The organism is Marinobacter sp. Arc7-DN-1 (assembly GCF_003441595.1).
In the GTDB taxonomy this organism is placed as follows: Bacteria; Pseudomonadota; Gammaproteobacteria; order Pseudomonadales; family Oleiphilaceae; genus Marinobacter; species Marinobacter metalliresistant.
Genome location: NZ_CP031848.1, coordinates 501,672 through 522,265 on the forward strand (window position 1 = coordinate 501,672; position 20,594 = coordinate 522,265).

The 20,594-nt window shown below is 56.6% G+C and carries 22 protein-coding genes and 1 tRNA gene; 17 read left to right on the plus strand and 6 right to left on the minus strand.

Annotation, left to right across the window (positions count from 1 at the left end; genetic code table 11):
* Position 1: 1 nt before the first annotated feature.
* The 6 genes from D0851_RS02380 to D0851_RS02405 all read left to right on the plus strand — a co-directional run bounded on the left by D0851_RS02380 (position 2) and on the right by D0851_RS02405 (position 4,944).
* Entirely contained in the window at positions 2 to 886 is an 885-nt protein-coding gene (locus D0851_RS02380; protein ID WP_117617179.1) for a DUF1365 domain-containing protein, read from the plus strand.
* Positions 874 to 2,148: an SAM-dependent methyltransferase gene (locus D0851_RS02385; protein WP_117617180.1), complete on the plus strand. Its 1,275-nt coding sequence runs from the start codon at positions 874 to 876 to the stop codon at positions 2,146 to 2,148. Before D0851_RS02380 ends, D0851_RS02385 begins: the two co-directional genes overlap by 13 nt.
* Complete coding sequence (locus tag D0851_RS02390; RefSeq protein WP_117617181.1) at positions 2,145 to 2,666, plus strand: DUF2878 domain-containing protein; 522 nt, start codon at positions 2,145 to 2,147, stop codon at positions 2,664 to 2,666. The genes D0851_RS02385 and D0851_RS02390 overlap by 4 nt, the downstream gene beginning before the upstream one ends.
* The gene (locus D0851_RS02395; RefSeq protein WP_117617182.1) at positions 2,663 to 3,403 is read left to right on the plus strand and encodes a hypothetical protein; all 741 of its coding nucleotides are present in this window, start codon (positions 2,663 to 2,665) and stop codon (positions 3,401 to 3,403) included. Before D0851_RS02390 ends, D0851_RS02395 begins: the two co-directional genes overlap by 4 nt.
* 80 nt (positions 3,404 to 3,483) lie before the next feature.
* On the plus strand, positions 3,484 to 4,296 hold the full coding sequence (gene xthA / locus D0851_RS02400; RefSeq protein WP_117617183.1) for an exodeoxyribonuclease III: 813 nt from the start codon (positions 3,484 to 3,486) through the stop codon (positions 4,294 to 4,296).
* 18 nt (positions 4,297 to 4,314) lie between these two features.
* Complete coding sequence (locus D0851_RS02405) at positions 4,315 to 4,944, plus strand: TetR/AcrR family transcriptional regulator (RefSeq protein WP_117617184.1); 630 nt, start codon at positions 4,315 to 4,317, stop codon at positions 4,942 to 4,944.
* Between the two features lie 42 nt (positions 4,945 to 4,986).
* Here D0851_RS02405 and D0851_RS02410 read toward each other — a convergent pair whose 3' ends face one another.
* Positions 4,987 to 5,403, minus strand: a complete 417-nt coding sequence (locus D0851_RS02410; protein WP_117617185.1) for a phasin family protein — start codon at positions 5,401 to 5,403, stop codon at positions 4,987 to 4,989.
* Positions 5,404 to 5,746: 343 nt separating this feature from the next.
* Here D0851_RS02410 and D0851_RS02415 point away from each other — a divergent pair, with 343 nt between their 5' ends.
* Together D0851_RS02415 and hemH are read left to right on the plus strand one after the other, a co-directional pair.
* Positions 5,747 to 6,178 carry a TIGR01244 family sulfur transferase gene (locus D0851_RS02415; RefSeq protein ID WP_117617186.1) on the plus strand — a complete coding sequence of 144 codons (432 nt, stop codon included), beginning with the start codon at positions 5,747 to 5,749 and terminating at the stop codon, positions 6,176 to 6,178.
* A 39-nt stretch (positions 6,179 to 6,217) separates the two neighbouring features.
* Positions 6,218 to 7,327 carry a ferrochelatase gene (hemH, locus tag D0851_RS02420; protein WP_117617187.1) on the plus strand — a complete coding sequence of 370 codons (1,110 nt, stop codon included), beginning with the start codon at positions 6,218 to 6,220 and terminating at the stop codon, positions 7,325 to 7,327.
* A 381-nt stretch (positions 7,328 to 7,708) separates the two neighbouring features.
* Here the strand turns inward: hemH and D0851_RS02430 are convergent.
* Positions 7,709 to 7,799: transfer RNA gene (locus D0851_RS02430), tRNA-Ser, on the minus strand.
* Positions 7,800 to 8,008: 209 nt separating this feature from the next.
* Between D0851_RS02430 and D0851_RS02435 the strand changes: the two genes are divergently transcribed.
* From D0851_RS02435 to D0851_RS02455, 5 genes are all read left to right on the plus strand, one after another.
* On the plus strand, positions 8,009 to 8,707 hold the full coding sequence (locus D0851_RS02435; RefSeq protein ID WP_117617189.1) for a Bax inhibitor-1/YccA family protein: 699 nt from the start codon (positions 8,009 to 8,011) through the stop codon (positions 8,705 to 8,707).
* 104 nt (positions 8,708 to 8,811) lie between these two features.
* Complete coding sequence (gene tusD / locus D0851_RS02440) at positions 8,812 to 9,228, plus strand: sulfurtransferase complex subunit TusD (protein ID WP_117617190.1); 417 nt, start codon at positions 8,812 to 8,814, stop codon at positions 9,226 to 9,228.
* Between the two features lie 2 nt (positions 9,229 to 9,230).
* Positions 9,231 to 9,581 (plus strand): DsrE family protein, encoded by a 351-nt coding sequence (locus D0851_RS02445; protein WP_117617191.1) that lies wholly within the window; start codon positions 9,231 to 9,233, stop codon positions 9,579 to 9,581.
* Positions 9,582 to 9,587: 6 nt separating this feature from the next.
* Positions 9,588 to 9,869 carry a sulfurtransferase complex subunit TusB gene (tusB, locus tag D0851_RS02450; protein WP_117617192.1) on the plus strand — a complete coding sequence of 94 codons (282 nt, stop codon included), beginning with the start codon at positions 9,588 to 9,590 and terminating at the stop codon, positions 9,867 to 9,869.
* Between the two features lie 3 nt (positions 9,870 to 9,872).
* Entirely contained in the window at positions 9,873 to 10,199 is a 327-nt protein-coding gene (locus D0851_RS02455; protein ID WP_117617193.1) for a TusE/DsrC/DsvC family sulfur relay protein, read from the plus strand.
* On the opposite strand, the gene D0851_RS02460 is transcribed toward D0851_RS02455, so the two are convergent.
* From D0851_RS02460 to nfuA, 3 genes are all read right to left on the minus strand, one after another.
* On the minus strand, positions 10,186 to 10,557 hold the full coding sequence (locus D0851_RS02460) for a hypothetical protein (RefSeq protein WP_117617194.1): 372 nt from the start codon (positions 10,555 to 10,557) through the stop codon (positions 10,186 to 10,188). The two genes, D0851_RS02455 and D0851_RS02460, sit on opposite strands and share 14 nt — an antisense overlap.
* A 45-nt stretch (positions 10,558 to 10,602) precedes the next feature.
* On the minus strand, positions 10,603 to 11,802 hold the full coding sequence (locus tag D0851_RS02465) for a hypothetical protein (protein WP_205422257.1): 1,200 nt from the start codon (positions 11,800 to 11,802) through the stop codon (positions 10,603 to 10,605).
* 228 nt (positions 11,803 to 12,030) lie between these two features.
* A complete protein-coding gene (nfuA, locus tag D0851_RS02470) occupies positions 12,031 to 12,618 on the minus strand; it encodes a Fe-S biogenesis protein NfuA (RefSeq protein WP_117617195.1) in 588 nt (195 codons plus the stop codon).
* A 232-nt stretch (positions 12,619 to 12,850) separates the two neighbouring features.
* Between nfuA and metH the strand changes: the two genes are divergently transcribed.
* From metH to D0851_RS02490, 4 genes are all read left to right on the plus strand, one after another.
* Positions 12,851 to 16,549: a methionine synthase gene (gene metH / locus D0851_RS02475; RefSeq protein ID WP_117617196.1), complete on the plus strand. Its 3,699-nt coding sequence runs from the start codon at positions 12,851 to 12,853 to the stop codon at positions 16,547 to 16,549.
* Between the two features lie 33 nt (positions 16,550 to 16,582).
* Positions 16,583 to 16,819, plus strand: a complete 237-nt coding sequence (locus tag D0851_RS02480) for a DUF2970 domain-containing protein (protein WP_117617197.1) — start codon at positions 16,583 to 16,585, stop codon at positions 16,817 to 16,819.
* A gap of 362 nt (positions 16,820 to 17,181) precedes the next feature.
* Positions 17,182 to 18,834 (plus strand): nitrite/sulfite reductase, encoded by a 1,653-nt coding sequence (locus D0851_RS02485; RefSeq protein WP_117617198.1) that lies wholly within the window; start codon positions 17,182 to 17,184, stop codon positions 18,832 to 18,834.
* On the plus strand, positions 18,827 to 19,333 hold the full coding sequence (locus tag D0851_RS02490; protein WP_117617199.1) for a DUF934 domain-containing protein: 507 nt from the start codon (positions 18,827 to 18,829) through the stop codon (positions 19,331 to 19,333). Before D0851_RS02485 ends, D0851_RS02490 begins: the two co-directional genes overlap by 8 nt.
* 245 nt (positions 19,334 to 19,578) lie before the next feature.
* On the opposite strand, the gene D0851_RS02495 is transcribed toward D0851_RS02490, so the two are convergent.
* On the minus strand, positions 19,579 to 20,577 hold the full coding sequence (locus D0851_RS02495; RefSeq protein ID WP_117617200.1) for a YhdH/YhfP family quinone oxidoreductase: 999 nt from the start codon (positions 20,575 to 20,577) through the stop codon (positions 19,579 to 19,581).
* Positions 20,578 to 20,594 lie beyond the last annotated feature (17 nt).

Sequence of the window (20,594 nt, forward strand, 5' to 3'; positions counted from 1 at the left end):
CGTGAACAGCCAGTGGCTGGAGGGTACTGTCCGGCACAGGCGGAAGTACCCTGTGCACCATGAATTCAGCTACGGCACCGGCATGCTTGCTCTGGACACCGATGAGTGGCGTAGCATCGCCGATGTCAGTCCGCTGTTTTCTCTGGAACATTTTAACTGGATTTCCCTGAAACGGAAGGACTACTTCCGGCCGGAGGCAGGGGACCTGTCGGCGGCTGTACGGGATCATGTGGAACAAGCGACGGGCTGGCGCCCTGAGGGCGAAGTGGAGCTGATTACCCACCCCCGCTATTTCGGCCAGGTGTTCAATCCGGTCAGTTTCTACTTTTGCTACGGTGCCGGAGACCGGTCCGCCGAAGGCGCTGTGCCCAGGGTTATTGTTGCTCAGATTACCAACACACCCTGGCAGGACCGCCATGTCTATTGCCTGGAAACCACGGGTTCAGAACCCAACAAGACAGGCTGGCGCACCGAGCAGTTCGGTTTCAGCAAGCGCTTTCACGTTTCCCCGTTTAATGGCATGAACCAGCACTATGAATGGAGTTTCAGTTTCCGGGGCCCGGAGCTGAGAATCCACATGAATGTTCTGGAACAAGGCCGCAAGCATTTTGATGCCACCCTGGTAGTCCAACGTACCCCTGTCACTCGTAGAAATGTCCACAGAAGTCTTCGGAAATTTCCGGTTGAAGCATTCAAGGTGGTGGCAGGCATCTACTGGCATGCCCTCCGGCTTAAGCTCAAGGGTGCACCTTTCTATACCCACCCGGACAAACTTCCGGCAGGCGATATCGCCCATCGCCGTGGGCATGATGATTCAGGGCTGGACGTGACCAGTGCTGAAACCAACGACAAGACTCGTGGAAGGGTAAACTCATGGAGAACCTGAATACTTCGGTTGAAACCACCTCATCCGGCTCAGCCAGTGTGCCAATGCTTAGTCGGTTTGCGAGAAACCTGGTGATTCAGCAGCTCCGGTTACTGGGGGAAGGTCAACTGACGGTTCGTGAAACCGGATTTGAGGACCTGGTATTTGGTGATGGCAATACCCGCTACCAGCCAGCCGAGCTAGTCGTCCACGATCACAGCACCTGGCGGGACCTGCTGACCGGCGGTAGTGTTGGTGCCGCCGAGGCGTTCGTGGCCGGAGACTGGACCACCCCGGATCTGGTCGCTCTGCTCCGCTTCTTCACCCGTAACGTCGACCGCATGAACCAATTCGAGGACCGTTTCAGCTGGGTAACAAAGCCTGTGCTGAAAGGCCTTCACTGGCTGAACCGTAACACCAGGGAAGGTTCCCGGAAAAACATCAGCGCTCACTATGACCTGGGTAACGAGCTGTTTGAGACCTTCCTGGACCCGACCATGATGTACTCCTCGGCTATCTATCCGAGCGCCGGATCGACTCTGGAAGAAGCCGCGGTGCACAAGCTGGACACCATATGTCGCAAACTGGATCTTCAGCCCGGCGACAAGGTGATGGAAATTGGGACCGGCTGGGGTGGTTTTGCCATTCACGCTGCCAAAAACTACGGTTGCCACGTAACAACCACCACGATTTCAAAGGAACAACTGGAGCTGGCGAAAGAGCGGGTTCAACAGGAAGGTCTGGCAGACAGAATGACTCTGCTGTTTGATGACTACCGTGATCTGGAAGGCCAGTTCGACAAACTGGTGTCCATCGAGATGATCGAGGCAGTCGGCCCCCAGTTTCTGGACAGCTATTTCTCCCGGATAAACGCATTGCTGAAGCCGGATGGTCTGGCGCTGGTCCAGGCTATCAATATGCCAGAGCAGCGTTATCAGCGGGCATTGAAGAATGTGGATTTTATCCAGCGATTCATTTTCCCGGGCAGTTTCATACCGTCCTTCGGTGCCATCCTTGAATCGGTCCGCAAAGAAAGCAATATGGTACTGACACACGCCGAAGATACCGGTTTCCATTACGCCCGCACCTTGCATGACTGGTATGAGCGATTCATCGCCAAACGGGATCAACTGGATGCCATGGGTTACGACCAGGCTTTCCGTCGGCTGTGGCACTTCTACTTCGCGTACTGCGAAGCAGGGTTCAGCGAGCGCGCCATTGGTGTGGCCCAAATGGTGTTCGCAAAGCCGGGCAATAAACGTGAGAACATCCTGAGCCTGTGATTGCGTCAGAAACGGGTCGTAATGTACTGAACTTCCTGCTTTTCCAGGCCGGGTGGTTCGCTTGCGTATTCTATCCCGGTCCTGTGGGAGCCGGTATCGTTGTTCTGTTCCTGATCCTTCATTTTGTACTGGTGAGTCAGAACAGGATCACAGAACTGCAATTCGTTGTACTCGGAACGGTAGCGGGCTCTGTTCTTGATGGCATCTGGTTTCGCACCGGCATCCTGGACGATGGAAGCGGGGCGATTCTGTTAACCCCTCCCTGGCTGGTGGCTATCTGGGCCATTTTCATGACCACGCTGAGCCATTCACTGAACTGGATGAGCCGAAAACCCTGGTTGCCTTTCGTCTTCGCCCCCATCGCCGGGCCGTTTACCTATTGGTCCGCCAGTCAGATCGGGGCGGTGGAATTGCCGGACCTCATACCCTCACTGATAGCCCTCGGTTTTGGCTGGCTGGTCATTTTCCCCCTGCTTCTTTTCGCCCGTAAAACGCTTTACCCGGAGCTGGCCCGATGAAAACGGCCGCCTGGATTGTTTCGTCTGCCCTCCTGATAATAACCACACCGGCAATCGCGAACGATTTCCGGTTTACCGGAGAGGCCACCGCCCCCGACGGCCAGGTGCTCTATCAAGAGCGCCACAGTGTCGATGGCACCTGCCAGGAGGGCGTATTTCGTCCCCAGCAGCACAGTGTGGATTACCACAAACCGGACGGGAACGAGCCTTTCGCCCGGAAAGCCCTTGAATACGATCTCTCCGTCATTCGACCGGCTGTGAACTTCGTTCAGCCAGATTTCAGCGAGGCCATGGAAATTGTCTACCCCCAACCGGATATCCTGGTCATCAACTGGGACACGCCCACCGGCGATTCGAAACGGTTCGAGGTGGAGTATCCGGACAGCACTGTAGTGGATGCCGGGTTCGACAACCTTGTGCGTCAGAACTGGCAAAGCGTGGTGGCTGGTGAGTCAGTCGATTTCCGGTTTCTCGGCCCGACGCGGGGCGAACACTATGGCTTTGTGCTCGAACCGATCAGTAGCGATAAGGTCGACGCTGACCACGTGGTCCAGATACGCCCGACGGGCATGGTTCTGAGATTCCTGGTGGATCCGATTGTGCTCGGTTACAACGATAACGGTGCCCTCACGGATTACCATGGCCTGACCAACATCCGCAAGAATCAGGACAGCAATTATACCGCCCACATCCGTTATTCAGTCGATACCTACCCGGATTGTGAACTGACTCCCTGAAACTGTCGTCCCTGCCAGGGCAGCACCCGGGGGTCAGTGTGCTAAACTCCGGCGGGAACTAACGCCGGAGAGTTTTCGCAATGATGTTCGTGTCTTTCAACGTCAACAGTATCCGTACCCGCCTGCACCAGCTCGACGCTGTGATTGATGCCCTCGCCCCGGACTTTATCGGGCTTCAGGAAACCAAGGTCCAGGACGACGACTTCCCAACAGACGCCATTCGCGAGCTGGGTTACCACGTGCATTTCCACGGCCAGAAAACCCATTACGGCGTTGCCCTGCTCTCAAAGGCGGAGCCGGAGCAGGTTATCAAAGGCTATCCCTGGGACGGGGAAGATTCCCAGCGCCGCCTGATTACCGGCCAGTTTACGGTGAACGGCGAAAAGCTCTCGGTGGTTAACGGCTATTTTCCCCAGGGAGAAAGCCGGGACCACCCGGTGAAGTTCCCGGCAAAGGAAAAGTTTTATGCCGACCTCATGCGGTACCTCGACGACCTCAACAAGGCCGGTGGCCATGTGGTGGTGATGGGTGACATGAACATTTCGCCCACCGACAAGGACATCGGCATCGGCGCCGATAACGCCAAACGGTGGCTCCGCACCGGCAAGTGCTCTTTCCTGCCGGAGGAGCGGGAATGGCTGGGCCAGGTGGAAGCCCGTGGTTATACCGATGTATTCCGCCACCTTCATCCGGAGGAGGCCGACACCTTCAGCTGGTTTGATTACCGCAGCAAGGGCTTTGAGCGGGATCCGAAACGGGGCCTGCGAATTGATCTGATCATGGCCAGCGACAGCCTGCTCCCGAAAGCCCGGGAGGCGGGTGTTTCCTACGGCATTCGCGCCATGGACCGGCCGTCAGACCATTGCCCGGTCTGGGCGAGCTTCGAGCTCTAGGGTCTGGCACGGCGCGATATGAAAAAAATCAAAACCCGCGACCGCATCCTGCAAACCAGCCTGGCGCTGTTTAACAGCGTCGGCGAGCCCAATGTTACGACCTTGCTGATTTCCGACGAAATGGACATCAGCCCGGGCAATCTGTACTACCACTTCAAGAGCAAGGGTGACATCGTCGAGGAACTGTTCGACCAGTACGAGCTGGACATGCTGGATCTGTTGACGGTTCCTGAAGATGCTGATATCTCTCTGGACCAGCAGGGATTCTTTCTGCACCTGCTGTTTGAGACGGTGGCGCGTTACCGGTTTCTTTACCAGGATCTGGTGAATGTGCTGTCCCGGTACGACCAGTTGCGGGTGCGGTTCAAGCGGATTCAGAAGAAGAAAACGTCGGCATTCAGAGCGATCTGCGAAAGCTTCCGTCGGCAAGGCACCCTGATAATTGATCAGGAAGAGCTTGATTCCCTGTGTGAGCAGTTAACGCTAACCGCTTGTTACTGGAGCGCTTTCGATACACTTTCCCACCTGGACGACCGGGAGTCGGTAGACCCCGGCCGGGGCGTTTACCATATGATGCACCTGGTAATTCCCTACCTGGCACCAGCCGACCGGGAAGAAGCCCGGCTGATGAGCCGGGACTATCTTTAAAGACAACCCTTTAAAGACAACCGGCTCTGACGACAGCTGGCGTTATTCTTCCTCGTCGTCTCCGGCCTGATCACGCAGCCGTGCCAGTTCCCTTTCAAGCACTTCGACCCGGCGCGCCAGGGAGTCAATTTCTTCCCGGCGATGGATGCCAAGTCTTCTGAGGGCACCCGACACCCGCTCATCGAACATGTGCTCAAGGCGGTCCCAGGTGCCCGTCGCCCTCTCGCGAACGCCTTCAACCCGGTCTTCAACGGATTTGATCTGCTTTTCAACGACACCCCGGGTTCTGTTCTCGAGTTGCTCGCCTTCCTGAACCAGCCGGTCAAAGAAACGACCGGTATCTTCCTCGGCCTTGGTGTAGGCACCCAGCCCCGCCAACCAGATCTGGCGCGCGGAACCCTTGATTTTTGCGGCCAGTTGCGCATCATTCTCCGGCTTATCGTCGTTCTGTTCAGACATGTAACAACCTCGGGGTGCGGATATTTCTCTTGAAAGCCTATTGTATTACAGCTTGGGCGGGATTTCAGTCGGCCTGAAAACCGCTCAGTGAAAGGGCGCAGTATAAAGACCTATCCGATATGAAAAAATGTTTTCAAACGAAAGTGGCTCTCGCTTGAAGTGTTCAAAATATAGTCAATACTTCCCTATACCGGTGTCCCTGCTGATGCCGGTTTGTCTGGAAGTCTTTCATGGATACTACTCGCACGCCTCTGCCCGGCATACTTTGCCGGGCTTTTTTTTGGTAAAATCGCCTATGGGTATATGCTCACCCCCCACCCATCCCGGAGGCGACCCCCCCCCCATGGATTTCAGAAAGATTGATGACAACATCTCGGTAGCTCCGCAGATTTCCGTTGAAGACGTGGCAGAGGCCGCAAAGCTGGGATTCAGAACCCTGGTAGCCAATCGCCCTGATCAGGAGGAACCCGGGCAACCTTCCATGGCTGATATCGAAGCAGCAGCCCGTGAGCATGGCCTGGCCTGGGTGTTCATGCCGGTGGCGTCCGGAAATATCACCGACGACGATGTAAGCCGGTTCGCGCCAATGATCCAGGACGCTGAAAAACCCGTACTGGCATTCTGCCGTTCCGGGACCCGTTGCACTGTGCTCTGGGCATTGAGTTCGGCCCGAAACACGTCAGCCGACGAAATCGTCACCAAGGCCCGCAACGCCGGTTACGACATTTCCGGTCTGGCACCACGTATGGCTCAGCAGGCCAGAGAGAAAGGCTGACCTTTTCATAACGCAAAACCAACGTTCAGGATCGACCGCATGCAATTCAAAGGTTCAGAGAATTTCAGCCACGCCCAGCCTGACAGGCTGGGCGTGCTGATAACCAACCTGGGTACCCCGGATGCCCCCACGACCTCCGCACTCCGCCGGTACCTCGCTGAATTTCTCTCGGACCCAAGGGTGGTGGAACTGGCCCGGCCATTGTGGTGGCTGATCCTGCACGGAGTTATTCTGCGGATTCGCCCCAGGCGCAGTGCAGAGGCCTACGCCAGTGTCTGGCAGCCAGAGGGCTCACCCCTGCTGCTACACACTGCAAAGCAAGCTGAGGGCATCCGGGAAGCGCTCAAACGCAAATATGGGCCCAACGTGGTGGTTGGTTTTGCCATGCGTTACGGCAACCCCTCCATCTCCCGGGTTCTGGATGAAATGCAGCAGCAGGGGGTGCGGAAACTGCTGGTACTGCCACTCTACCCCCAGTATTCCGCATCGACTTCTGCCTCAACCTTTGATGCCATTGCCAGCGATTTTGCCAGGCGCAGGTGGTTACCGGATCTCCGGTTCGTCTCCCATTACCCGGATTACCCACCCTACATAGAAGCCATGGCGCGGCATATCGAGGCGCACTGGGCCAATCACGGGCGCAATCAGAAGCTGGTGCTCTCCTATCACGGGGTTCCCCTGAAATACCTGACCAAAGGCGACCCTTACCATTGTGAATGCCAGAAAACCTCGCGGCTGTTGGCCAAACGGCTTGGTTTGAGCAAAGAAGATTACCTGACCACCTTCCAGTCCCGGTTTGGCAAGGAAGAGTGGCTAAAGCCCTACACGGACGAGACGCTCAAATCACTGCCTGGCACAGGCGTTAAATCCATCGACGTATTCTGCCCGGGATTCTCATCCGATTGCCTTGAGACCATTGAGGAAATCGATGAGGAGAACCGTGAATACTTTATGGAAGCCGGTGGCGAGGGTTTCAGTTACATAACCGCGTTGAACGCAACGCCGGGCCACATTGAAGCCCTGGTCAAGCTGATTGAGGAGAATCTGCTGGGCTGGCAGGTGCCGGGGAATGAGCCAGAAGCTCTGGCTGCGCGGCAGAAACGGGCGGACGAACAAAAAGAGACGGCCTATCCGGGCCGCGATCTCTGATCGGAGCTTTCAATCGGAGCTTTCAATTGTTCCCGGAGCGGTATCAGCCGCTCCGTACTTCTACCTCGTCCCCTCATCCGAAAGATCCGGCACCGATTGGCAGAAGGTGCACTCCTCCGTATCAACCGCAGCACCGCCAGCTTCAACGTACCGGATCTTGTGGCTGGCCCTGCCCCGATTTGCTGACACAGAAAACTTCCGGTCACGACGATCCGGTGACTCGACTGCGGATTGGTGGGTATTTTGTGAGTCGGTCATAATGAGCCCTCGCGATATCAATACGCTGATGATGAGGGTAACCTGGCATTAAACCAAGTAGGGAAAACCACCGGAAAAGTGAACAGCGATCGGGTGTCTCCGGGAAAGAAGAGAAAGGAAAAATGGCGGTGGGCCAGGGATTCGAACCCCGGGAAGGCTATTAACCTTCGGCGGTTTTCAAGACCGCTGCATTCAGCCACTCTGCCAGCCCACCGTTTCCCATTGCTGCCATTGCGACAGCGGTGAGCATGATACCGGAATTGCCTGTGCTGTCAACGCCCTGCATAAAACCCGTCGCATTTTTCAATATTAACGGTTTTTAATGGAATCCAGGAGCCAGTTTCATGTCGTAAATGATTGAAAGTTACGTATCTGACACTATGATGAGACACAGTATCCAGTCGTTATAAAACGGAGATGACAATGGAAGACAAACGTTTCGGCGTTCAAAACTCTCAGGGAGCCTATTCTGCTCCCCAGACCGAGCGCGCGACCACAGGAATCAGCGCTGACGCGATGAATGTGTTGCGCAACACTTACATGCTTCTGGGCATGACCCTCGCCTTCTCGGCGCTTACCGCTTTCCTGAACATGAACGGAACCCATCCGGGTTTTCTGATCACCATTGTGGGATACATCGGTCTGCTGTTCGCGACCTATAAGCTGAAAAACAGCCCCTGGGGGATCGTGACCACCTTCGCCCTGACCGGCTTCATGGGTTACACCCTTGGTCCGATCATTGGTGCGTTCGTTGCCGCCGGTGCCTCTCAGATCGTTGCTCAAGCGCTGACGCTGACTGCAATCGCCTTTGTAGGTTTGTCCGCTACGGCGATCATTACCAAGAAAGACTTCAGCTTCATGTCCAGCTTCCTGACCGCTGGCGCGTTTGTGCTGATCGGCGCCATGCTGCTGGCCTTCCTGATGGAGAGCTCCGCTCTGCAACTGGCGGTATCCGCAGGCTTCACCATTTTCGCGTCCGTTATGATCCTGTTTGAGACCAGCCAGATCATCAAGGGCGGCGAGCGCAATTACGTCATTGCGACGGTCGGCCTGTACGTTTCAATCTACAACCTGTTCCTCAGCCTGCTGCACCTGCTGTCCGCTTTCAGCGGTGACAACTGATGCCGGGCTGAAATAGCCGATTTTGAAACCCCGGCAGTTGCCGGGGTTTTTGCTTTAGCTACACTGAAAATCCCAGCGTCCATAACCACAAACGAACCGGAATCATGGCCGATACCTCATCTGAAACCTTCACCCTGGTCATTACTGGCGCGCCTTATTCCTCCCAGGCGCCCCAGACGGCTCTGGGTTTCGCCAGGGCTGCCACAGACGCAGGCCACCGCATCGCCCGCGTCTTCCTGTATGGTGACGGCGTGCATCTTGCCTCGGCACTGTGCACCCCCCCCTCTGACGAGACGCACTGGCCGAAGGAATGGGCGAGCTTTCTCGAACACCACGGCATCCCCGGGATAGCCTGCATTGCTTCAGCGTTGCGCCGGGGTCTGGTGAACGAAGCTGAGCGGAAGCGCTACGCGTTGCCCGGCTCCAACCTGCTTCACCCTTTCGAAATCGCCGGCCTTGGCGAATGGGTCGAAGGCCGGAGGACGTCTGCACGAACACTCTATTTCCACGCCGGAGGCTGACCATGAGCACACTGATCATGATTGACCAGGCATCCTATGGCACCTGGAGCGGGCGAGAAGCACTGGATATGGCATTCTCCCTCGCAGCGTTCGACCAGCCGGCATCGCTGCTGTTTACCGGTGCGGGAGTCACCTGGCTGAAGCGGGCACAGGATACGGCCGGCATAGCCCAGAAGTCGGTGGAGAAAAACCTTTCGGCGGCGCCCATATTCGGCATTGAGGCGATCCTTGCAGACCGTTCAGCCTGCCAGAAGTATGGGCTGGATGAGACCTCGCTTATTACCGGCGTGACTCTGGTGGATGCCAACAGAACCCTGCTCGATCAATACGACCACACCGCGTTTGCAGGTTAACCGGACATGAGCTCATTCGATACTCTGCATATTCTGAATAAATCCCCGGAGCACCCAAGGGCAGCGCAGTGCCTTGACTTGCTATCCGAGGGGGATGCCCTGTTGCTGACCGAAAACGGCGTTCTGTTACTCTCTGCGGGGAGTCTGCCGGCTATCGGCAAGGTATTCGCACTTTCGCCGGATGTTTCCGCGCGTGGCGTCGGTAATATGGTTGGTAATGCGACATTGGTGGGGTTTGGCGATATGGTGTCATTGTCGCTTCAGGCCCGACGGGTAATCAGTTGGTAAGCCATGACCAGTAGCACGATGCCGGAACGCAATAACGAAGGATTTCTTGAGGATGCCCACGCCTGGACGGAAGGCGTCGCGACCACGATTGCTGCTGAGGATGACATTCATCTAAGTGAAAATCATTGGGAAATCATCATGTTTCTTCGTTATTTTTACAAAGAACATGAAATATCGCCACCCTCAAACAGGTTGTTCGTGAAGGCCGTGAAGGAGGCCCTTGGAGAGAACAAGGGCAACAGCATCTATCTGATGCAGCTGTTTCCCGGTACACCCGCAAAAACCGCCTGCCGGATTGCCGGGCTGCCCCGGCCTACTAACTGTCTGTAGGGCGCTCGAAGGGCTTGCCGGGGTTTTCCCGCTTATTCCGTTCAAGGTCTGCCGCAGTCCCAAGGAAGCTGCTCAGCCCGTTTTCAAACAGCCCGGAGCCGAATTTCAGAAACTGGCGGGTCGATTCCTTGACGGTGCCGTCCAGGGCACTCTCGGGCAGCGCTCGCAGAGTGTCTGTCACACCCTTTTTCACTCCCCGCGTAACCGCAGGCTCAATTTCCCGGGAGACCTCAATCAGCTCCGAGACTTTCTTGTCCAGGTAGGGACGCACGACAAAACGCCAGAAACCCCAGAGTGTGAGAAGCACGGCGGCAACCGTCACAAAAAACTGAACTGTAAGTGATACCCAGAGAGGCATGGCCTTCCTCCTTGTGCGCCCTCAAAGGAACAGAGCGTACTTTGCCTAGAATGTCATGTATGTGAGGGACAGGAACTGCAGCAGTCCCGCCAGGCCGCCGAACATACCGCCGACGATCATCAGCTGGATTTCCTCCTCCCGGAAAGCCGGGCGAAGAATGTCCTGGAATTCGGAGGGTTTCAGGGCTTTCATCTGGCCTGACAGGACCTCCGCCACGACCGGCGCCCGCTCGCGGTTAAAGGCGGGATCACTGAACACATCATGAGTGGCCAGCACCGCCTTCTGGTTCATGGCCTTTTTCAGTTCCGTGTAACCCGTCATGCCCACGGTTACCTGCGCCGTCAGTTTCATAATGACAGAGTTGTCCAGCAAAGGCCGCAGGTGTTTCTGGATGATGGCCCGGGTTCGGTCGCCATGCTTGCCGTTGATCATGGCATCGGCCACTTTTTCCACGGTCATCAGCTCTTCGGCCACCAGCTTCGCCCAGACATCACTGATCTCGGGTTGGCGACGCAGGAACAGACCCTGGATTTTCCAGAACAGAACCCGCCGGGGGTTTAACGGTGCAAAAATCAGATTGATGGCAATCCAGTTGGTGACAAAGCCAATCACAAAGCCACCGAGCGGCAGCAGCCAGGGCTCCGGATACCTGGACCACACCGGCACCAGAACCGCACCCAGAATACCGCCGATAATGGCGCCCCGGTTGATCACCGACCTGAGTTCAACCGCCCCCGCCTGCCTGAAGATCCGGTTCATCAGGTCCGGATGGGTTGCCAGTTCCCGGCTGAGCAGTGCCTTGAGGTCCACCAGTTCATCCAGGTCGTCGCCGAAATCCTCCACCAGATCCTCAATCCGGGACGGTAACCGCTCCCTCGCCCACTGGTAAATCCGGTTTTTCAGAAATACGGGGAGGTTATCCCAGAGCACCGGCTGGATTTCGTACATGACTTCATCAATATACTCGTCCATCCGGGGCGTGACCTGGGAAATGACCTGCTCGACAATGCGTTGAGGTTCAAGCTTCCGGTAGACGGCGTTCAGGTCGCCAAATTGCTGCAAGGTTCTGTCGAGGCAGATATGAGCCATCTTCTCGGCTTTGCGGGGAATAACGCCCTGCCAGCCGACAATCCCTACGCCTATGAACTGAACGGGGAAAAAAGACATCTGGATGGCAAGCCAGTTGGTGAACCAGCCAACCACAGCCGCCATGAGCGGCAAGGACAGAAGTGCAACGTCGAACAAGTTTGACCCCGGTTTGAGTGTGTAGTCTGGTTAAGCCGGCAATATATCCGTTAACGAACACACACGATAATACCTGTGTGCTGTTTCTGTTTGTGCGACGAATGATGGAGCAACCGAGTTGTCACAACATTGGCCGTGTAGCCTTTGTGAACTCGGTATTGCGGCAGCCTGGAGGCAGGTACCGCAGCCCGGAAGCTACGGTACCTCAAGGTGAGGATCGCGGATCGCTTACTGGTAGTAGGCGTTTTCTGTGTAGGAGTGGTCGGTGACATCCCGCACGGCGGTGATTTCCGGCACCCGCTCCTTCAACGTGGATTCAACCCCCTGTTTCAGGGTCAGGCTGACCGCGGAGCAACCCTGGCAGCCACCGCCAAAGCGAAGAACAGCCACGGACTCATCGACGATTTCCACCAGAGACACCTCGCCGCCGTGGGACGCCAGATTCGGGTTGATCTCGGAGGCCAGAACATAGTTGACGCGATCCGGCAAGGGGGCGTCGTCGTCGATCTTGGGCACCTTGGCATTCGGAGCCTTGATGGTGAGCTGCCCCCCCATCTGGTCTTTTGAATAATCGACGTACGCTTCCTCCAGGAAAGGCACGGAGGTGTGATCCAGGTACAGGGTGAACTTCTCAAGGTCTACCTGCTCGTCCGTTGGCACCACTTCATTGGGCGGGCAGTAGGCCAGACAGGTTTCGGCATTCCTGGTGCCGGGCTGGGTCACGAAGATCCGTACGCCCATGCCTTCCACGTCCTGTTTTTCAATAAGTTGTGCGAGGTAGTCCCGTGCGGGATCTGTCACAGTAACCAAAGCCATGTTTTCAACCCGTTTGAAAGTTTGACTTCATTTTAAGGCAGTTCGCGGGAACATGAAAGACCAAGTAAAATAGTCGGGCTTTACCGGGGTAATGAATTTCCCGTATGCAAGCTCATTTCAGGAAGGTAATTGATAATGGTCATTCGCACTAAGACGGGCTCAGGCATTTTTGCTATGATCCCGCGCTATTGACTTCAATACAGCGCTAATAACGACACCCGGAAGTAATCCTATGACCGATCGCAACACCCGTCTCGACCAGCTCCACAAGGCCCTGCAGGAACGCATTGTGATCCTTGATGGCGGCATGGGGACCATGATCCAGAATCTGAAACTGGACGAGCAGGCCTTCCGGGGCGACCGGTTTGCCGATTTCGAGCGGGAAGTTCAGGGCAACAATGATCTGCTGAACCTTACCCAGCCTGCCCTGCTCCGTAACATTCACGCGGATTACCTGGATGCTGGCGCGGATATCATCGAGACCAACACCTTCAACTCCACACGCCTGTCCCAGGCGGATTACGGCCTGGAGGAAATTGCCAAAGAGCTGAACGTGTCGGCGGCCCGGCTGGCCCGGCAGGTCGCGGATGAATACACCGTGAAGGACCCGGCCAAACCGCGGTTTGTGGCAGGCGCGGTTGGTCCCACGTCCCGAACGGCGTCGATCTCACCGGATGTGAACAACCCGGGATACCGGAATGTCGATTTCCAGACCCTGGTTGATAACTATTACGAGGCGGTAGAAGGTCTTGTTGAAGGCGGTTGTGATCTGATTCTGATCGAGACCATCTTCGATACACTGAACGCCAAGGCCGCGATTTACGCGACCCAGCAATATTTTGAAGACAGCGGCGTCACCCTGCCGATCATGATCTCAGGCACCATTACGGATGCCTCCGGCCGCACACTCTCGGGCCAGACGACCGAAGCTTTCTGGAACTCCGTGGCTCACGCCAGACCGATTTCAGTAGGCCTGAACTGTGCCCTCGGTGCCGACGCCCTGCGCCCCTATGTGGAGGAACTCTCCGCCAAGGCCGAAACCTACGTCAGCGCCCACCCCAACGCCGGTCTTCCGAACGAGTTTGGCGAATACGACCAGACCCCGGAGGAAATGGCCGAGATTATCGAAGGTTTTGCCCGGGACGGTTTCCTGAACATCATTGGCGGCTGCTGCGGCTCCCGCCCGGACCACATCGAAGCCGTCGCCCAGGCTGTTGCCAAGTACCCGCCCCGCAAGATTCCGGAGCGTCCGAAGGCCCTGCGCCTGTCTGGCCTCGAGCCGTTCACCGGCGATGAAAATACTCTGTTCATCAACGTGGGTGAGCGTACCAACGTCACCGGCTCCAAACGTTTCCTGCGACTGATCAAGGAAGAACAGTACGAAGAAGCCCTGAGCGTTGCCCGGGACCAGGTGGAAAATGGCGCCCAGATCATCGACATCAACATGGATGAGGGCATGCTGGAGTCGAAGGAGGTGATGGTTACCTTCCTGAATCTGGTGGCCTCCGAGCCGGATATCTCCCGGGTTCCCATCATGATCGATTCGTCCAAGTGGGATGTCATCGAAGCGGGCCTGCGCTGCATCCAGGGCAAGGCCGTGGTGAACTCCATCAGCCTCAAGGAAGGCGAAGAGGAGTTTATCAGGCGCGCCAGGGACTGTATGCGCTATGGCGCCGCCGTTGTGGTTATGGCGTTCGATGAGCAGGGCCAGGCAGACACCTACGAGCGCAAGACCCAGATCTGCAAACGCTCCTACGATGTTCTGACCGGCATCGGCTTCAACCCGGGCGATATCATTTTCGACCCGAATATCTTTGCCATTGCCACCGGTATCGAGGAACACAACAACTACGCGGTGGACTTTATCAATGCCACCCACTGGATTCGCAAGAACCTGCCCTACGCCTCAATCTCCGGCGGTGTGAGTAACGTGTCCTTCTCGTTCCGGGGCAACGACGTGGTGCGTGAAGCCATTCATTCCGTGTTCCTATACCACGCCATCAAGGCCGGCATGAACATGGGCATCGTGAATCCCGGGCAACTGGTCATTTACGATGAGATCGACCCGGAACTGAAAGAACTGGTGGAAGACGTTGTTCTGAACCGCCGCGATGATGCCACCGACCGCCTGCTTGAAATCGCCGAGCGCTATAAGGGCAAAGGCGGCAAAACCCAGGAAGAGGATCTGGCCTGGCGTGAGTGGCCGGTAGAAAAGCGACTGGAACATGCTCTGGTAAAGGGTATTACCAGCCACATCGTGGATGACACGGAAGCCTGTCGCCAGAGAGCCAGCCATCCCATTGAGGTCATTGAAGGGCCGCTGATGGACGGCATGAACGTGGTCGGTGACCTGTTCGGCGACGGCAAGATGTTCCTGCCCCAGGTGGTCAAAAGCGCCCGGGTCATGAAGCAGGCCGTGGCGCACCTGATACCCTACATCGAGGCCGAAAAAACCGAAGACCAGAAAGCCAAGGGCAGGATCCTGATGGCCACGGTCAAAGGTGATGTCCACGATATCGGCAAGAACATCGTGGGCGTGGTGCTTCAGTGCAACAACTACGAGGTGATCGATCTGGGCGTTATGGTGCCCTGTGACAAGATCCTGGACGCCGCAAAAAAGCATGACGTCGATATTATCGGCCTCAGCGGCCTGATCACACCGTCCCTGGATGAGATGGTCCACGTCGCCCGGGAAATGCAGCGGCTGGATTTCGACATTCCGCTGATGATTGGTGGTGCTACCACGTCCAGGGCCCACACCGCCGTCAAGATCGAGCCCCAGTACAAGAACGATATCGCTCTGTACGTGTCGGACGCCTCCCGCTGTGTGAATGTGGCTTCGCAGCTGCTCAGCAAGACCGCCAAACCAGACCTGGTGGGCGCCGCTCGTACCGAATACGACCAGATCCGCGAACGCCGCAAGAACCGGGGCGACCGCACCAAGCTGGTATCCCTGAAGGAAGCCCGGGATCGCGCGCCGGACATCAGCTTTGAGGGTTACCAGCCGCCAAAACCGGCCTTCACCGGGATCCGGGTGTTTGAGGAATATGATCTTAACGAGCTGATCGATTACATCGACTGGACACCGTTTTTTGTGTCCTGGGATATTTCCGGAAAGTACCCGGCCATATTTGATGACCCGAAGCGTGGCGAGGCTGCGCGGCACCTGTTTGACGACGCCCAGACGATTCTCCACCGGATGATCGATGAAAACCGGGTATCCGCCCGTGGCGCCATCGGTTTCTGGCCGGCGAACCGGCGCGGAGACGACATTGTATTGTACACGGATGAGTCCCGCTCTGAAGAGCTGACCACCCTGCACCATCTTCGCCAGCAAGACGAGAAGGCGCCAGGCAAACCGATGCTGGCCCTTTCCGATTTTGTGGCCCCCGAAGGGTCGGACACCTGTGATTATGTGGGCGGTTTCGCGGTAACCACGGGCGTGGGTGCCGAGGAATTCTCGGTGGAGTTCAAGGACGCCAATGACGATTACAACGCCATCATGGTCAAGGCCCTGGCCGACCGGCTGGCTGAAGCGTTTGCCGAGCGCATGCATGAGCGGGTCCGGAAGGAATTCTGGGGCTACGCCGCCGACGAGCAGCTGGGCAGTGCCGATCTGATCAAGGAGCGGTATCGGGGCATTCGCCCTGCGCCGGGTTATCCCGCCTGCCCGGATCACACTGAGAAGGCCACGCTGTTCAATCTGCTGGATGCCACCAACAAGGCCGGTATCGAACTGACCGAGCACTTTGCCATGTTCCCGGCGGCGGCGGTGTCTGGCTGGTACTTTGCCCATCCGGAATCCAAATACTTTGCGGTCGGGAAAATTGGCGCGGATCAGGTTGAGGACTATGCTGCACGCAAAGGTATTTCCAAGGCTGAAGCGGAACGCTGGCTGGCGCCAAGCCTGGCATACGATCCGGCGGAGTAAGCTTCAGATACGGCTGATAACAGGGGCGGCTTTATGACGGAATCCTCCGGGGCGGAAAACAAGGATCAACAAAAACCAAAGGGACCCGGCGTTCTGAAAGTCATGCAAAGCATTCTGGCCGGCGCTTTCGGGGTTCAGTCCGACAAGCGCCGGGAAGAGGATTTTTCAAGCCACAGCCCCTGGCCCTACATTATTGCCGGCGTGTTATTCACCGCCAGTTTTGTGGTGGGGCTGATTGTGATCGTGAACCTGGTCCTGGCCAGCCAGTAAGGTTATTGGCTGGAGACCCAGACCACCGCAAATGCGACGGCCAGGATGACCAGCAGAACGGCGGCAACGGCATCAGCCTGGCTATCTGAGCGCACGGTCTTCTTCATGTCTTTTCCTCTTTCCGGGTTCAATGTCGCGTTCTTGTTATCAAGGTAACAGCGAAGTGCAACTGCTCCGCTGACGCTTTTAAGTTAAGCAGGAAATTGATATTCGTCCAGTCCGTTGTTCCGCCCGCTTATCGCCTGAATCGATAAACATATTTTGAAATAATCATTTTAAGAATAAAAACCCGCTGTTATCCTTTCCCGCAGATATAAGGCCGTCGGCCCGGATATGACGCTTTCAAGCAGGATCTTCCTACTATGTACGTATACGATGAACACGATCGTCAGTTAGCTGCCGAAAGGGTTGCCCAGTTCCGTGACCAGACCGAGAGGGCCCTGGCCGGCGAACTGGCTGAAGATGAGTTCCTTCCCCTGCGCCTGCAGAATGGCCTGTACATTCAGCGTCTTGCCCCGATGCTCAGGATCTGTGTTCCCTACGGCATGATGCGTTCTGACCAGTTGCGCAGGCTGGCACGCGTCACCCGTGACTATGACAAAGGCTATGCCCATTTCACAACTCGTCAGAACGTGCAGCTGAACTGGCCGGCGCTTGAGGATGTTCCTGACATTCTGGCAGAACTGGCCGAAGTGGAGATGCACGCCAACCAGACCAGCGGTAACTGCATCCGGAACACCACCACGGACCAGTTCTCCGGGGTTCAGTCTGACGAAATTGCAGACCCGAGGCCCTATTGCGAAATCATTCGCCAATGGTCTACTTTCCACCCGGAATTTGCGTTCCTGCCGCGCAAATTCAAGGTTGCTGTGAATGCGTCGGAACAGACAGACCGTGCGGCCATTCAGGTGCACGATATCGGCCTGCAGATGGTCCGCAACGATGCCGGTGAACTGGGCTTCCGGGTTCATGTTGGCGGTGGCCTTGGCCGCACGCCGATGGTCGGGCCGGTGATTCGTGGATTTCTTCCCGAGCTGGATCTGCTCACCTATCTGGAAGCCGTGCTCCGGGTTTATAACCGGTACGGTCGCCGGGATAACAAGTTCAAGGCCCGTATCAAGATTCTGGTCAAGGCACTGACGCCGGAAGGGTTTGCCGAAAAGGTCGAAGCCGAGTGGGCCCACATCAAGGATTCCCCGACGCGCCTGACCCGCGAGGCCATTGAGCGCATCCAGGGCTACTTCACCGAGCCGGATTATGCTGCACTTGAGAATGCCACGGACTTACTGGCTAGCCAGCGTTTCGAGCACAGAGGCTTTGACCAGTGGCTGACTCATAACGTGGACAGCCACAAAAAACCGGGTTATGCCATTGTTAACCTGACCATGAAGAAGACAGGGACGCCTCCGGGTGATGTTACTGACCGGCAACTTGAACAGATCGCGGATCTGGCCGATGAATACAGTTTTGGCGAAATCCGGGTAACCCACCACCAGAACGTGGTACTTGCGGATGTTCGCCAGGATCGGCTGCTGGAACTTTGGCAGGCCATCACGCCCATGGGGTTTGGCACCGCGAACCTGAACACCCTGACGGATGTGATCTGCTGCCCCGGTGGTGATTTCTGCGCCCTGGCCAACGCCAAATCGATCCCCGTAGCCGAAGCCATCCAGCGAAAGTTCGATGATCTCGATTACCTGTACGACCTGGGCAACATTGATCTGAACATCTCCGGCTGTATGAATGCCTGTGGTCACCACCATGTTGGCAATATCGGAGTTCTCGGGGTCGACAAGAAGGGTGAGGAGTTCTATCAGATCAGTCTGGGCGGTTCATCCCACCATGATGCCTCAATTGGCAAGATTCTGGGGCCGTCGTTTGCACGGAACGAGATGCCCGAGGTAATCGCCAAAATCATTGATGTGTTCGTGGATAAGCGCACGGAGGAAGAAACCTTCCTGGACACTTATCGCCGTGTTGGAATTGAGCCTTTCAAGGAGCGGGTTTATGCCTAACGTTATTTCCCGGGATGGCAGCATCCGTCACGACAACTGGGTTGTGGTGCCCCGCCCGGCCGAAGGTGAATCGCTGGATATCCCGGCAGACCAGCCGGCGTTGATTCCGGCCGATCTGTGGCTGGCCGGCCATGAGCATTTTGCTGGCCGCCAGGACATCGGCGTGTGGTTCGACAGCCACGATGAGCCGGAGATTCTGGATGGCCGGGTGAATGAGTTGCCGGTGATTGCGGTGAATTTTCCGAAGTTCAGTGATGGCCGCGGTTACAGTATTGCGCGGTTGCTGCGGGAACGTTTCGGCTATGTGAATGAGCTGCGGGCCATCGGGGATGTGTTGCTGGATCAGCTTCAGTTCATGAAGCGGTGCGGGTTCGATGCTTATGTGCTTCGACCTGACAAGGATATTACCAAGGCGGAGAGGTGTCTGAACTTCTTCAGCTTTGGGTATCAGGCGGCTACCGATACCGACATTCCCCTATTCCGGCGCCGGGCCTCTTAATAGGACTGGGAGTACGAAGAGAGGGAACTTGGTTTCCAAAACACGCTCCTTGCGGCACATCCCTGTGACGCTTGGGCTCCGCACAGTTTTGGAAACCAAGTTCCCTCTCTACTATATCAGCTACTCGACCAGCTACTCGGTTGGTTCCAGGGAATTCTTTTTCCTGGCTTTCCCGGTACCTGCAGGTCGGATCAGGCGAAGCCGTAATCCGACAAACCAGGAAGCCTCTTCCTCAATCTTGCTTCTTACTTCGAGTGATCAAGAACAATCTTCCCGGAAGACTCACCCTTCAAGAACGCCTTCAACGCCCTATCCAGCTCACCTCGCCCGATATCACGGGCCGAAGCTTCAGTCTTCGGGCAGGCCCATTCACCCGCGAACTTCTTCCAGACCGCTTCTTTCTCCGCCAGCGGGATTTCAACCGAATCCACACCCAGCAGGTTGACGCCACGCAGGATGAACGGCAGCACGGTTGTCTGCAGCCCAGGTCCTGCAACGAGGCCGCAGCATGAAACGGAGCCACCGGGCAGGATCTGTTTGAGCAGTTCGGCCAGTGGGCCGCCGCCGACGGTGTCTACCGCGTTGGCGAAGACTGGTTTAACCATGGGTTTCTTTTCTTCGGCCAGGGTTTCGCGGCCCACGACTTCTTTGGCGCCCAGGGCTTTGAGGTCGTCGGCGTGGTCGGCTTTGCCGCTGATGGCGACGACATCGAACCCGAGTTTCGAGAGCAGTTCAACGGCGACGGAACCAACTGCGCCGGAGGCACCGGAAACGGCGACTTTTCCCTGTTCGGGTTTCGCGCCCATGGTCAGGAGTTTCTGAACGCAGAGGCCGGCGGTAAGACCGGCGGTGCCATAGATCATGGCGGTTCTGGCATTCCAGCCGGAAGGCATGGGCACGCACCAGCCAGCGGGTACACGGATATATTCGCCAAAACCGCCATCGGTGTTCATGCCCAGATCGTAACCGGTGACAATAACCGGGCTGCCCGTTGATGGGGTGCCGGTGGCCGACTCCACAACCTCGCCGGCGGCGTCAATGCCGGGGGTGTGAGGGAAGGAACGGGTAACCCCTTTGTTACCGGAAGCCGACAGTGCATCCTTATAATTCAGAGAAGAGTGAGCAACCCGGATGAGTACGTCACCTTCTGGAAGGTCTGAGGTACTGAGGGTTTTTTCTGCCCCGACGTATTCTCCACCCTGTTCTTCAACGCGCCATGCTTTGAATTCGGTGTTGTTTGTCATGATTGTTCCCCGCTTTC

What these genes read in the sequence shown, in the direction of transcription:
- D0851_RS02385 (WP_117617180.1), top strand. Translation starts at nt 874, where the DNA reads ATGGAGAACCTGAATACTTCGGTTGAAACCACCTCATCCGGCTCAGCC.
- D0851_RS02395 (WP_117617182.1), top strand. Translation starts at nt 2,663, where the DNA reads ATGAAAACGGCCGCCTGGATTGTTTCGTCTGCCCTCCTGATAATAACC.
- xthA (WP_117617183.1), top strand. Translation starts at nt 3,484, where the DNA reads ATGATGTTCGTGTCTTTCAACGTCAACAGTATCCGTACCCGCCTGCAC.
- D0851_RS02405 (WP_117617184.1), top strand. Translation starts at nt 4,315, where the DNA reads ATGAAAAAAATCAAAACCCGCGACCGCATCCTGCAAACCAGCCTGGCG.
- D0851_RS02410 (WP_117617185.1), bottom strand. Translation starts at nt 5,403, where the DNA reads ATGTCTGAACAGAACGACGATAAGCCGGAGAATGATGCGCAACTGGCC.
- D0851_RS02415 (WP_117617186.1), top strand. Translation starts at nt 5,747, where the DNA reads ATGGATTTCAGAAAGATTGATGACAACATCTCGGTAGCTCCGCAGATT.
- hemH (WP_117617187.1), top strand. Translation starts at nt 6,218, where the DNA reads ATGCAATTCAAAGGTTCAGAGAATTTCAGCCACGCCCAGCCTGACAGG.
- D0851_RS02435 (WP_117617189.1), top strand. Translation starts at nt 8,009, where the DNA reads ATGGAAGACAAACGTTTCGGCGTTCAAAACTCTCAGGGAGCCTATTCT.
- tusD (WP_117617190.1), top strand. Translation starts at nt 8,812, where the DNA reads ATGGCCGATACCTCATCTGAAACCTTCACCCTGGTCATTACTGGCGCG.
- D0851_RS02445 (WP_117617191.1), top strand. Translation starts at nt 9,231, where the DNA reads ATGAGCACACTGATCATGATTGACCAGGCATCCTATGGCACCTGGAGC.
- tusB (WP_117617192.1), top strand. Translation starts at nt 9,588, where the DNA reads ATGAGCTCATTCGATACTCTGCATATTCTGAATAAATCCCCGGAGCAC.
- D0851_RS02455 (WP_117617193.1), top strand. Translation starts at nt 9,873, where the DNA reads ATGACCAGTAGCACGATGCCGGAACGCAATAACGAAGGATTTCTTGAG.
- D0851_RS02460 (WP_117617194.1), bottom strand. Translation starts at nt 10,557, where the DNA reads ATGCCTCTCTGGGTATCACTTACAGTTCAGTTTTTTGTGACGGTTGCC.
- nfuA (WP_117617195.1), bottom strand. Translation starts at nt 12,618, where the DNA reads ATGGCTTTGGTTACTGTGACAGATCCCGCACGGGACTACCTCGCACAA.
- metH (WP_117617196.1), top strand. Translation starts at nt 12,851, where the DNA reads ATGACCGATCGCAACACCCGTCTCGACCAGCTCCACAAGGCCCTGCAG.
- D0851_RS02480 (WP_117617197.1), top strand. Translation starts at nt 16,583, where the DNA reads ATGACGGAATCCTCCGGGGCGGAAAACAAGGATCAACAAAAACCAAAG.
- D0851_RS02485 (WP_117617198.1), top strand. Translation starts at nt 17,182, where the DNA reads ATGTACGTATACGATGAACACGATCGTCAGTTAGCTGCCGAAAGGGTT.
- D0851_RS02490 (WP_117617199.1), top strand. Translation starts at nt 18,827, where the DNA reads ATGCCTAACGTTATTTCCCGGGATGGCAGCATCCGTCACGACAACTGG.
- D0851_RS02495 (WP_117617200.1), bottom strand. Translation starts at nt 20,577, where the DNA reads ATGACAAACAACACCGAATTCAAAGCATGGCGCGTTGAAGAACAGGGT.